The sequence below is a fragment of the Variovorax sp. FG153 genome (genome assembly GCF_057809595.1).
The window spans coordinates 21133-32633 of record NZ_JBMDKG010000073.1 but is presented as its reverse complement, the minus strand read 5'-3'; the positions used below and the strand labels follow the sequence as shown (position 1 = coordinate 32633).

Genomic DNA, 11501 nt, shown 5'->3' with positions numbered 1-11501 from the left:
CTTTCTCTTGGCGAGACAAGAGAAAGTGACTCGCCCGCCGGGGCGAGACCCGGCCAACAGCCCAAACAAGAAGAGCAACCTCACCCCACCCGCAGCACGTCCTCAACAGCCAAAGCAACCCCAGCCAACCGCGAGTCATCCCCTCGAACAGAGGAAAGCATCAACCCAACAGGCAGTTCCCCAGCCGAATGACAAGGCAAGCTGAACGAACACCCATCCATCAAATTGATCGCAAACGTATTCCGCAACAACAGTCCGTTAGCCTGGAAAAACGCCGAATCCTCAGCCAACGAATCAATGGCAGGCGCCACGATAGGCACCGTAGGACACAGCAACGCATCGAACCCCTCGAGCCGCCCTTCGACCCGCGAGATCCACTCCCGCCGCCGATCCAGCAGCGCGATGTAATCAGCCGCCCGCACCTCGGTCCCCAGAGCAATCCGCGCCGCAACCCGAGAGTCGAAAGCCTCGCGCTTAGAAGCAAACCGTTCCCGATGCACAGCCGAAGCCTCGATAGGCGACAACCCCCCCGGCGCATTGACCGTCCCGATCTCCGCCAGTTCGCTCAAGGGAATTTCGACGATCTGCGCCCCCGCCTTCGACAGCGCCTGAACAGCCCGCTCGAAAGCCCGCGCCACACCAGGCTCGATCGCATCGAACATCAGCGTCTTCGGCACCGCAAGCCGCAACCCCTGCGCCGGCCGGCGCCGCACCGCGAGCGGCGCGTCGGCGATCGCGGCGTCGGCAATCAGGCAGTCCTCCACGCTGCGCGCCATCGCGCACACCGTGTCGAGCGAACGCGCGAGTTCGAAGGCGCCGGTGCGCGGCACGCGCGACTGCGTGCTCTTGAAGCCGACGATGCCGCACAGCGCGGCCGGAATGCGGATCGAGCCGCCGGTGTCCGAGCCCAGGCCCGCGACCGCGAGGCCCAGTGCCACCGACACCGCGGCGCCCGACGAGGAGCCGCCGGGAATGCGCGCGACCTCGGCGTCGGCCGGGTTGCGCGGCGTGCCGTAGTGCGGGTTGATGCCCACGCCCGAGAACGCGAACTCGGTCATGTTGGTGCGGCCCACGATGGCCGCGCCCTGCGCGCGCAGCCGCGTCACCACGGTCGCGTCGCGCGCGGCCGGAGGCTCGCCCCGGCAGGCGATGGAGCCGGCCAGGGTGGTCTCGCCGGCCACGTCGTAGAGGTCCTTGATCGAGACCGGCAGGCCGGCGAGCGGCGCGGTCTGCACGCCGGCCTTGTGGGCGGCATCGGCATGGCGCGCGGCGGCCAGGGCGGCGTCGGCGTAGAGACGGGTGAAGACGTTCGCGGCCGCGGGCTGCGCGGCGCCGTCGAGCACCTGCTCGATCAGCGCCTCGTGCGTGAGTTCGCCGCGGGCGATGCGCGCGCGCAGCGCGCCGATGGTGGAGTCGTTCTGTGTCATGAAAGAGTTGGCGTTCAGGCGATCACGGGCAGGACGCGCACCGCATAGCGGTGGACGATGCGCCGCTGCAGGCGCGCGTCATGCAACTCGATTTCCATCTGCGCGGCGGGGCGGATGGCCTCGCCGCGCGCGTTGGGCAGCGCCGCCAGTGTGCCGCAGGTCATGAAAAGTCCCTCGGGCTCCTTGCCAAGACCCGGCAGGCCGTCGCGCAGCGCGGCCAGCGGGCGGATCGCGGCGAGGGTGCCGCGCTGGTAGTCGACCCAGCGGCCATCCTCGAAGATGCGCGAGCGCAACTCGATGGCGTCCTGGTGCGCCTCCACGTCGCGCCAGCGCCAGGCCGAGGCGGCCAGCGGCTTGGCGCACATCTGCTTGGAGACGGCGACCGAATAGCTCTCGACCTGGCGGTCGGTGTGGTCCGAGGCCACGCCGAGCCACCACTCGCCCCGCGAGAAGAACAGCAGCGGTTCGGCCTCGCCCGAGCTCTGGTCGCCCAGGGCCTCGATCTCGGCGGACTGCGTGAGCAGCAGCGGGGCCATGCGGTAGTACAGCGGCACGCTCGAAGGGCGCGGCACGCCGAGCGCGGCCAGCTCCTCGATGTGGTGCTCGATGGCGGCGCTGTCGCGGCCGGTCCAGCCGGCCACCACCAGCGCGCTGGGCGCGACGGCGTGCAGCGCGCTGCTGCGGGTGCCGTCCTCGGCGATGCTTTCGCACGCGATGTGCAGGGTGTTGCGGGTCATCGCTTCAGGCCTCCAGCGGTTCGTGCGCGGTCTCGCGCGCAACCAGCAGCGCGACCAGCGTGAGGCACAGCGCGCCGGACACGTAGAGCGAGACCGCGAGCGTGCTGCCGTAGGACTTGAACAGGCTGGCGATGATCAGCGGCGCGAAGCCGCCGCCGAGGATGCCGGCCAGCGTGTAGGCCAGCGAGGAGCCCGCATAGCGCACGCGGTTCGGGAACTGCTCGGTGACGAAGGCGGCCTGCGGGCCGTACATCATGGCGTGGATCACGAGGCCGACCACCACGGCGGCGCAGATCGCGAGCGGCTTGGCGCTGTCCATCAGCACGAAGAACACGAAGGCCCAGACGATGCCGCAGAGCGCGCCGATGATGTAGACCGGACGCCGGCCGATGCGGTCCGACAGGCTGCCGAACCAGGGCACCGAGATCGCGTTGCAGGCCGCGCCGATCATGGTCGCGGTCAGCGCCAGCGGGCGCGACAGGTGCAGCACGGTGGTCACGTAGGTGAGGGTGAACACCACCACCAGCGCATAGAGCACGTCGGAGCCGATGCGCGAGCCGCCGGCCACCAGCAGGCGGCGCCAGTGCTGGCCCAGCACTTCCTTGATCGGGGTCTTGGCGGTCTCCTGCTTCTGCTCCATCTCGCGGAACACCGGCGTTTCCTCCACGCCGCGGCGCAGCCACAGGCCGAACAGCACCAGCGCCACGCTCGAGACGAAGGGGATGCGCCAGCCCCAGGACTGGAAGTCCTCGGGGCTGAGCCAGGCCGAGACGGCGGCGATGAAGCCGGTGCCGATCAGCGTGCCGGCCGAGGGGCCGACCTGCGTGAACGAGGCGTTGCGGCCGCGCTCGTTCGGCTTGCCGTGCTCCATCGACAGCAGCACCGCGCCGGCCCATTCGCCGCCGAGCGCCACGCCCTGCACGAAGCGCAGCGCGACCAGCGCCACCGGTGCCCAGATGCCCCAGCTCGCGTAGGTCGGCAGCAGGCCCATGAGGCCGGTCGACACGCCCATGATCACCAGCGTGGCGACCAGCACGAAGCGTCGGCCGAGCCGGTCGCCGAGGTGGCCGAAGACAACGCCGCCGAGCGGGCGCGAGATGTAGCCGACCGCGTAGGTCGAGAAGGCGAGGATGGTGCCGGTCAGCGGATCGAAGGAGGGAAAGAAGATCGCGTTGAAGACCAGCGCCGCCATGATGTTGTAGACGGTGAAGTCGTACCACTCGAGCGTGGTGCCGATGGAGCTGGCCATCGCGAGGCGGCCCATCTTGGCGGGCTTGGCGCCGTGCGCGGCGGACGCGGCCGGGAGAGCGTGTTCGGTCATGAGGATCCTGGAACGAGGAAGAAGGTGAAGGAGGCGGTCGGTCAGGCCAGCTCGCCGGCGTGCAGCTTCCAGCCGAGCGCGAGCAGCCAGCCGCTCGCGGGATCGGCATCGAGCGCGGCGGCGGCCGTGGCGCGCGCGGCGCGGGCCGCGTCGGCGCCGCTGGTCTCGACCACCAGCATCGGCTGCAGCACGCGGCCTTCGCTGCTCTCGCGCGGCAGCGGCGTGCTCAGGGCGACGTCGGGCTGCAGCAGGAAGGACTGGACGAAGCCCGGCTGCCCGGCGAGGCGGCGGCCGGCCTCGGCGGCGCGTTCGGCGAGCGCCGCTGCATCGGTGGCCACCTCGAGCGGCAGCACCGCGATGTGGCTGCCGCTGCCGAAGCCGGTGACGGCGCGCACCGCGCAGACGCGGCGGATCGGGTCGCGCATGCGGTCGAGGTTGGCGATCGACCAGGGCGTCTGGCGCTCGAAGGCGGCGCGGTAGCCGGCCGAGCGGAACACCTCGAGCGAGGCGGTGCGGTACAGGCCGAGGTAGCGGCGGCCGCCTTCGAGCGAGAAGTAGCGCGCGCCGGAAAGGAAGCCGGGAATGCGCACGCGTTCCTCGACGTGCTCGCGGTCGTACCAGCGGTTGAAGTCGGCCTCGTCGGCCGCGGGATCGACGTCGCAGGCGACGAAGAGCAGGCCGTTCTCGGTGGCGGAAGGTTCGGAAGCGGTGGCGGTGGAAGTCATGGCGGCGGAAGCGGGAGCGGGCCTTCGAAAAAAGAAGGCGCGATCTTCCGTCGCGGGGTCAGGCTGTCACAAACGAGTTTTTCTGGGCGACAGCCACAAGAATTACTGGCCCCTCGCTGGGGCGCAAATGCGCTGTTTCGAGGGTTAACCCTCTATGGCTCCGCTCCAGATTGGTGCGACCGCCGCGGCCGTGAACTGGTCGGAGGCCCGGCAGGCCAGTTCGGCCACGAGCCGGATGGCGTCGGAGTCGGCGGCCTCGAGATGGCTCACCACCAGCCGCTGCGGCGAGATCAGCGCATCGCATTCGATGATGCGCACGTCGCCGGCCGCCACGTATTCGTAGACCGGCGGCAGCGGCACCAGCGCATTGCCGAAGCCGGCCTTCACCAGCCGCGCGAGCGCCGAGATCGAGCTCACGCAATGCACCTTGCCCAGCGGGATGCCCACCGCGCGGTAGAGGTTCTTGAGCGCCTCGTGCGGCTGCGAGCCCGGGCTCATGGTCAGCACCGGCTGGCGCAGCAGCTGCTCCACCGTCTGCGTGCCCTCGGCGCTCATCTGCCCGACCCAGCCCATGGGCATCGGCAGGCAGGGCGTGCTCACGATGCCCGCGCCCGCGATGTGGTCGGTCTGCAGCGCGATGTCGAGCGCGCCCTCGCGCAGGCCGCGGTGCAGCGCGAGCGTGGTCTCGGAGGTGAGCTGCACCTCGATGCCCGGGTAGGTGGAGCGCAGGTTGGTGAGGAAGCCCAGCAGCCAGGTGTGGACCACGGTCTCGATCGCGCCGATGCGCACCAGGCCTAGCAGGTCCTCGCGCGGGCGGCCCAGCGAGACGATCTCGCGGCGCAGCTCGAGCAGCCGCTCGCCGTAGTCCATCAGGCGCACGCCGACGGGCGTGAGCCGCAGCTCGCGCGCGTCGCGTTCGAACAGGCGCGCGCCGATGTCTTCCTCGAGCGAGGCGACGCGGTTCGACACGGCCGCCTGCGTGATGTGCAGCCGGTCGCTCGCGGCCCGGAAGCTGCCCAGCCGCGCGGCCCAGAGAAAGGCTTCGACGAATCGTGTGTTCATGCAGGTGTGTCCGCGGGGATTGTGCCGGCAATCGCGCGGCGGCCACCCCGGGACGGCCCGCATGGCTACTTCGCGGCGAGGGGGAGGGTGAGCGCGTCCAGCACCGGCACCACCGCGGCCGCGTCGTTGCTCGCGAGCAGCACCAGCGCCTCCTTCGTGGCCGGCGAGAACGCGAGCAGCGCGCGGTAGCCGCCGGTCTGGCCGGTGTGGAAGTAGATGCGCCGCTGCGCGCCGCCCGCGGCCGGATCGCGCATGCGCAGCGCATAGCCGACGTCGTACTCGCCCTGCGCCGACAGCGGCTCGCGCAGCCGCTCGGCCGCGGCGCCCAGCGGTCCCGCGCGGCCGGCCATCAATGCGCGTGCGAACAGGAGCAGGTCGGGTACGGTGCTGCGCAACGCGCCGGCCGCGGCCAGCGCGCCGAATTCCCAGGGCGCGCGCGCCGCATCGCCGGCGTAGCCCTGGGGCAGCCGCTTCGCGCGCGCCGCGTCGAGGTGCTGCACCGTGTCCTTCATGCCCAGCGGCACGGCGATGCGCTCGCGCACCAGCTGGTCCCAGGGCCGGCCATAGCGCTCCGACAGCAGCTGCCCGACCAGCGCGATGCCGAGGCTGCCGTAGCGCGGCGCGCACGGCGGCGACTGCGCGAGCTCGAGCGAGGAGAGCGCCACCATCAGGTGGGCGCGCGTGGGCCTGGCGAAGGGATTGGAGTCGGGCCCCGGCGGGCGCGCCGGCAGCGCGGGCAGGTTCGGCAGGCAGGCCGTGTGGGTGATGAGCTGGCGCAGCGTGATCGCGGCCACGGGCGGCGGCAGCGTGGCCTTGTCGGCGAGCAGCCGGCCCAGCGTGTCGTCGAGCGAGAAGTCGCCGCGCTCCACCGCTTGTGCGAGCAGCAGGCCGGTGAAGACCTTGCTGATCGATCCGATCTCGAACACCGGTTGCGCTTCGCCGGGCGTCATCGCCCTGGCCGTGCCGGCGTGCCGGGGCGCGTTGCGCAGGATGGCGAGGTGCGCCATGCCCTCGCGCCAGGTGCCGGCGACGACGGTGCCGGGGCGCTGGCCCAGCACCTCGGCGGCCAGCCGCGCGGGCGCGGTGTCGAAGCCCGTCGCGGGCTGGGCGTGGGCCGCGGCGAAGGCGAACGAGGAGAGTGCGAGCGCGGCGAGGCGGGCGCGCGGGAGCGGATGGCGAAGCATGGCGATGAGGGCTCGGTGTGGCGGATGGCCGCGCATCTTCGGGCGGCGGCCCATCGCGCCGCAACGCGTCCGCGGGCGGGCTTCGTCACCCGCGTAACGGCCGTAACCGGCCGGGCGCCGGGTGGCCTCATGCATAATTAAATGAGAAACGTTCTTATTAACTTGCAAGCCGGCGCGATCGAGTCATCCGCCCGGCCCGTGCCCGAATCGCCATGTCCGCCCCTGCCACCACCGCCGAATCCGCCGGCGACGTCGCGAGCCTCTATGCCGAGCACCACGGATGGTTGCGGCACTGGTTGCGCGCGCGGCTGGGCAATGCCTGCGACGCGGCCGACCTCGCCAACGACACCTTCGTCCGCATCCTCGCCAACCGGCGCCGCCAGCACTGGGGCGAGGAGCCGCGCGCGCTGCTCACCCACATCGCCAAGGGCCTGGTGATCGACCACTGGCGGCGCGCCGAGGTCGAGCGCGCCTACCTCGAAGCGCTGGCCCACCGGCCCGGGGCCGAGGCGCCGTCGCCCGAGACGCGGCTGCTGGTGCTGCAGACGCTGCAGCGCGTCGATGCGCTGCTGCGCGCCATGCCGGCGCGCACGCGCGAGATCTTCCTGCTGGCGCAACTCGATGGCCTCGGCTACGCGGCGATTGCCGCGCAGTTGCGGACCTCGGAGGTCACCGTCAAGCGCCACATGCGCAAGGCCTTCGTCGCCTGCCTGGCGGCCGCATGAACCGCGTGGGCGTTTCGCAGGAACCGGGTGCGGCGCTGCTCGGCGAGGCCGCCGACTGGATGGTGCGGCTCGGCGGCGGCCCGGCCGATCCGCGCGAGCACGAGGCCTTCGCGCGCTGGGGCCGGCAGAGCGCCGCCCATGCCGAGGCCTGGCGCCGCGCGACCTCGGTGCAGTCCCTGTTCGCGCAGGTGCCCGAGGGCGTGGGCGGCGACGCGCTGCGCCGCGTGCGCCCGCGTGGCCGGCGCCAGGCGCTGCAGCTGCTGGCCACCGTGGCGCTCGCCGCGCCGCCGGCCTGGTGGCTGTGGCGCGAGCAGCCGTGGCAGGACTGGGTCGCCGACCTGCGCACCGCCACCGGCGAGCAGCGCCGGCTCACGCTGGCCGACGGCACGACGGTGGTGCTCAACACCGCCACCGCGCTCGACGTGCGCTTCGATGCCGAATGGCGCAGGCTCTGGCTGCATGCGGGCGAGATCCTGCTGACCACCGGCCACGACGCCTTGCCGGCCTCGCTGGCGCGGCCTTTCGTGGTGCAGGCGCCGCAGGGCACGGCGCGCGCGCTCGGCACGCGCTTCACCGTGCGCCGCGAGGCCGACAGCCTGCGCGTGGCGGTCTACGAGGGCGCGGTCGAGCTGCGTTCGGCCGCCACCGGGCAGACGCGGATCGTGCCCGCGGGCATGCAGGGCGCGATCGGCCCCGCGGGGCTCGGCGCCGAGGCGCCGGCCGACCCGGCGGCGCTGATGTGGGAGCACGGCATGGTCGTGGCCAAGGACATGCGCCTCGACGCGCTGGTGGCGGAGCTCTCGCGCTACCGCGGCGGCGTGCTGCGCTGCGATCCCGCGGTCGGCGCGCTGCGCGTGTCGGGCGCCTTCCCGCTGCGCGACACCGATGCCAGCCTCGCGCTGCTGGCCAAGACGCTGCCGGTGCGCATCGGCGGCATCACGCGCTACTGGACCGTGGTCGAGGCGCGCTGAAAAAAAGCTGATCCCTTTTTCGCGCTCGCGCGGTGTACCGGGAGAAGGGCCTCGAGACCGAGGCCCGCCCTTTCGTCCACCGCCTGCATGCAGCACCAAGAAGGAAGCATCTTGTCCGTCCGCCGTCCCTCCGCGCCCCCTCCACTCGCTCGCACCGCGCGCGCCGCGCGCGCCCTGTGCCTGGGGCTTGCCTTCGCCGCCCTCGGCCCGGCCGCCGGCGCCCTCGCGGCCGAGCCCGCGCCGCCCGAGGCGCGCGCCGACTACGACATTCCCGCCGGCCCGCTGAGCCATGTGCTGGCCCAGTTCGCGGCCCAGGCCGGCGTGCCGCTGTCCTTCGACCCGGCCACGCTGGACGGCCTGCGCAGCCCCGGCCTGCGCGGGCGCTTCGGCATGCGCGAGGGCTTCGCGCGGCTGCTCGCGGGCAGCGGCCACGCGCTGGTCGACAAGGGCAGCCGCAGCTATTCGCTCGGGCGCGTGGCCGCGCCGGCGGCGGTGACGCCGCCGCCGTCCCCGGCGGGCACCGCGCAGTTGCCCGAGGTGCGCGTGAACGCCGACCCGGCGCCGCCCACGCTGGCCGACGACACCGGCTTCGTCGCCCGCCGAAGCGCCATGGGCACCAAGACCGACACCGCGCTGGTCGAGACGCCGCAGGCGATCTCGGTGATCAACCGCCAGGAGATGGATGCGCGCGGCGTGCAGACCGTGACCGAGGCGCTGCGCTACGTGCCCGGCGTGGCGATCGAGACCTACGGCCCCGACTCCAAGGGCTACGACTGGCTGATGATCCGCGGCTTCAACGGCCAGGCCACCAGCGACTACCGCGACGGGCTGCGCCAGGCCAGCTACAGCTACGCGCTGTTCCGCACCGAGCCCTACGGCATGGAACGCATCGAGGTGCTGCGCGGCCCCTCGTCGGTGCTCTACGGCCAGGCCGAGGCCGGCGGGCTGGTGAGCCGCACCAGCAAGCGGCCCACCGGCACGCGCCTGCGCGAGGTCGAGGCGGGCGCGGGCACGCACGAGGTGAAGCAGGGCGCCTTCGACATCGGCGACGTGGCCGGCGAGGACGGCCGCGTGGCCTGGCGCCTGACCGGCTTCGCGCGCGACGGCAACAACGTGTTCGACGACCGCAACGACCGCGCCTACCTCGCGGGCGCGGTGCGCTGGAAGCTCTCGGGCGACACCGAGATCACCTTCCTGGCCGACTACCTGCGCGACCGCAGCACGCTCGCGAACAACTGGTCGTGGACCTGGCCCGGCCCGGTGCCCACGCACATCTCGTACTCCGAGCGCGGCTTCGACCGCTTCCACCAGAACCAGGGCTCGGTCGGCTGGGAGCTCGAGCACCGCATCGGCGAGCAGTGGCGCCTGCGCCAGAACGCGCGCGTGGGCGATGTCGACGTGCCGGTGTTCAACAAGACCATGCTCAACGGCCTGCGCGCCGATGGCCGCACGCTCAACCGCTATGCGTTCCGGCGCGAGGAGAACCTGCGCCAGGTCGCGATCGACAACCAGCTCGCGGGTCGCGTCGCGCTCGGCGACACGGTGCACGAGTTGCTGCTGGGGCTGGACCTGTCGCGCGTGAAGGCCCATGCGCAGCGCTGGATCGGCGCCGAGCCCACGCTCGACCTGCTGGCGCCGGTCTACGGCCAGGCCTTCGCGCTGCCGGCCACGGCCCAGCTCGACAGCCGCGTCGCGCAGTACCAGAGCGGCATCTACCTGCAGGACCAGGTCCGCTTCGGCGAGCGCTGGCTCGCCACGCTCGGCGGCCGCTGGGACCGCGCGCGCACCACCACCGACAACCGGCTCAACGGCCAGCGCCAGGCGCAGCGCGACCAGGCCTTCTCGGGCCGCGCCGCGCTCAGCTACGGCTTCGCCAGCGGCCTGGTGCCGTACGCGAGCTATGCCACCTCGTTCCTGCCGCTGATCGGCACCAACACCGCCACCGGCGCGGCCTTCGAGCCGACGCGCGGCAAGCAGTTCGAGCTCGGCCTCAAGTACCAGCCGCCGGGCAGCGACAGCCTCTACACGGCCGCGCTGTTCGACCTGCGCAAGACCAACGCCGCCACCACCGACGGCCTGACCGGCTTCACGCGCCAGGTCGGCGAGACGCGTTCGCGCGGCCTCGAGCTCGAGGCCAAGACCAGCCCGACGCGGCGCTGGAACCTGGTCTTCAACTACACCTACAACGACGTCGAGGTCACGCGCAGCGACGTGAAGAGCGAACTGGGCCGCCGCCCCGCGCTGGTGCCGCGTCACATCGCCTCGGTCTGGAGCGACTACCGCTTCAACGGCGCGCTCGCGGGCTTCGGCGTGGGCGCCGGGCTGCGCTACGTCGGCAAGACCTACGGCGACGCGGCCAACCAGATCGCGGTGGGCGGACGCACGCTGCTCGACCTCGCGCTGTACTACGAGCTGCCGCACTGGCGCTTCGCGCTCAACGTGAGCAACGCGCTCGACAAGCGCTACCTCTCGACCTGCGCGAGCAGCGCCTGCTACTGGGGCGCCGAGCGCAGCGCGCTGCTGAGCGCCAGGTACAGCTTCTGAGCCCGCGGCGGTTCAGCCGCGCGCGGGCAGCACGTTGCGCGGGTCCTGCCGCAGCACCAGGTCCCAGAGCTGTTGCCCGGTCGGCGCGCGCGACTCCTCGCAGACATGCGCGACCAGCCCGGCCGCGCGCCCGACCAGCGCGAGGCCGCGGCCCAGCAGCGGGTCGAGGCCCATGTCGGCGAGCACCGCGCCGTTGGCACCGGCCGCGTTGAGCGGCAGGTGGCGGCCGTGGTCCTCGCGCAGCACCTCGACCAGCGCGAGCGCGAGGCGCCAGTGGCGCCCGAAGTAGCCGTTGGCCTTCGACACGGCCAGGAGCGTCGGCACGCGCGGATCGCCGTCGACATGGATCGGATGCCCGATGCCCGGGATGCTGCGCTTCGCCTGCCGGCGCTCGCGCACCAGCGTGGCCGCGCGTTCGCGCACTTCGGCATCGCTCGCGTCGTCGGCGAGACCCTCGGCGGCCGCGAGCAGCATCTCGCTGACGTTCTGCACCGTGCCGAGGAAGTTCGAGCCCGCGCCCAGCAGGCCCGCGGCCACCGCGCCCTGCAGCGACTCGGGCGCGCCGAGCCAGGTCATGCGCGTGGCGATCGCGCTCGGCGTGAGGCCGTGGTCGGCCGCGGTCACCAGCAGCATGTTGACCATGGCCTTCTCGCGCGGCTCGGGCAGCCGCGCCATCGCGAGCAGCCACAGCATCTCGACGAAGTCGAGCTTGCCGATGATCTCGGTGGCGAGGTTCATGCCGCGCACGTGGATCGCGTTGGGGGTGGTGTAGCCGATCTCGGTCCTGATCGTCATCGCCGGCCCC

Annotated in this window: 10 protein-coding genes; 3 read left to right on the top strand and 7 right to left on the bottom strand. The window is 72.3% G+C overall.

Annotated features, from left to right (window positions below; genetic code table 11):
• Window positions 1-80 precede the first annotated feature (80 nt).
• The 6 genes from ACODT0_RS40400 to ACODT0_RS40375 all read right to left on the bottom strand — a co-directional run bounded on the left by ACODT0_RS40400 (window position 81) and on the right by ACODT0_RS40375 (window position 6456).
• Window positions 81-1427, bottom strand: a complete 1347-nt coding sequence (locus ACODT0_RS40400) for an amidase (protein ID WP_489043878.1) — start codon at window positions 1425-1427, stop codon at window positions 81-83.
• 14 nt (window positions 1428-1441) lie between these two features.
• Window positions 1442-2164, bottom strand: coding sequence for a DUF2848 domain-containing protein (locus ACODT0_RS40395; protein WP_489043877.1), 723 nt, complete (start codon window positions 2162-2164; stop codon window positions 1442-1444).
• A gap of 4 nt (window positions 2165-2168) precedes the next feature.
• Entirely contained in the window at window positions 2169-3485 is a 1317-nt protein-coding gene (locus tag ACODT0_RS40390) for an MFS transporter (protein ID WP_489043876.1), read from the bottom strand.
• A 41-nt stretch (window positions 3486-3526) separates the two neighbouring features.
• The gene (locus ACODT0_RS40385) at window positions 3527-4210 is read right to left on the bottom strand and encodes a hypothetical protein (protein WP_489043875.1); all 684 of its coding nucleotides are present in this window, start codon (window positions 4208-4210) and stop codon (window positions 3527-3529) included.
• A gap of 144 nt (window positions 4211-4354) precedes the next feature.
• On the bottom strand, window positions 4355-5272 hold the full coding sequence (locus ACODT0_RS40380; protein ID WP_208512148.1) for a LysR family transcriptional regulator: 918 nt from the start codon (window positions 5270-5272) through the stop codon (window positions 4355-4357).
• A 65-nt stretch (window positions 5273-5337) separates the two neighbouring features.
• A complete protein-coding gene (locus ACODT0_RS40375) occupies window positions 5338-6456 on the bottom strand; it encodes a serine hydrolase domain-containing protein (protein ID WP_422097840.1) in 1119 nt (372 codons plus the stop codon).
• 212 nt (window positions 6457-6668) lie between these two features.
• On the opposite strand from ACODT0_RS40375, the gene ACODT0_RS40370 reads away from it, so the two are divergent.
• The 3 genes from ACODT0_RS40370 to ACODT0_RS40360 all read left to right on the top strand — a co-directional run bounded on the left by ACODT0_RS40370 (window position 6669) and on the right by ACODT0_RS40360 (window position 10696).
• Window positions 6669-7181 (top strand): sigma-70 family RNA polymerase sigma factor, encoded by a 513-nt coding sequence (locus ACODT0_RS40370; RefSeq protein ID WP_489043874.1) that lies wholly within the window; start codon window positions 6669-6671, stop codon window positions 7179-7181.
• Complete coding sequence (locus tag ACODT0_RS40365; RefSeq protein WP_296730715.1) at window positions 7178-8152, top strand: FecR domain-containing protein; 975 nt, start codon at window positions 7178-7180, stop codon at window positions 8150-8152. The genes ACODT0_RS40370 and ACODT0_RS40365 overlap by 4 nt, the downstream gene beginning before the upstream one ends.
• A gap of 111 nt (window positions 8153-8263) precedes the next feature.
• The gene (locus ACODT0_RS40360) at window positions 8264-10696 is read left to right on the top strand and encodes a TonB-dependent siderophore receptor (RefSeq protein WP_489043873.1); all 2433 of its coding nucleotides are present in this window, start codon (window positions 8264-8266) and stop codon (window positions 10694-10696) included.
• 12 nt (window positions 10697-10708) lie between these two features.
• On the opposite strand, the gene ACODT0_RS40355 is transcribed toward ACODT0_RS40360, so the two are convergent.
• Window positions 10709-11491 carry a citryl-CoA lyase gene (locus ACODT0_RS40355; RefSeq protein WP_489043872.1) on the bottom strand — a complete coding sequence of 261 codons (783 nt, stop codon included), beginning with the start codon at window positions 11489-11491 and terminating at the stop codon, window positions 10709-10711.
• Window positions 11492-11501 lie beyond the last annotated feature (10 nt).

Bases quoted from the DNA above. Each gene is read 5' to 3' on its own strand.
- ACODT0_RS40400 (WP_489043878.1), bottom strand. From the start codon at position 1,427: ATGACACAGAACGACTCCACCATCGGCGCGCTGCGCGCGCGCATCGCC.
- ACODT0_RS40395 (WP_489043877.1), bottom strand. From the start codon at position 2,164: ATGACCCGCAACACCCTGCACATCGCGTGCGAAAGCATCGCCGAGGAC.
- ACODT0_RS40390 (WP_489043876.1), bottom strand. From the start codon at position 3,485: ATGACCGAACACGCTCTCCCGGCCGCGTCCGCCGCGCACGGCGCCAAG.
- ACODT0_RS40385 (WP_489043875.1), bottom strand. From the start codon at position 4,210: ATGACTTCCACCGCCACCGCTTCCGAACCTTCCGCCACCGAGAACGGC.
- ACODT0_RS40380 (WP_208512148.1), bottom strand. From the start codon at position 5,272: ATGAACACACGATTCGTCGAAGCCTTTCTCTGGGCCGCGCGGCTGGGC.
- ACODT0_RS40375 (WP_422097840.1), bottom strand. From the start codon at position 6,456: ATGCTTCGCCATCCGCTCCCGCGCGCCCGCCTCGCCGCGCTCGCACTC.
- ACODT0_RS40370 (WP_489043874.1), top strand. From the start codon at position 6,669: ATGTCCGCCCCTGCCACCACCGCCGAATCCGCCGGCGACGTCGCGAGC.
- ACODT0_RS40365 (WP_296730715.1), top strand. From the start codon at position 7,178: ATGAACCGCGTGGGCGTTTCGCAGGAACCGGGTGCGGCGCTGCTCGGC.
- ACODT0_RS40355 (WP_489043872.1), bottom strand. From the start codon at position 11,491: ATGACGATCAGGACCGAGATCGGCTACACCACCCCCAACGCGATCCAC.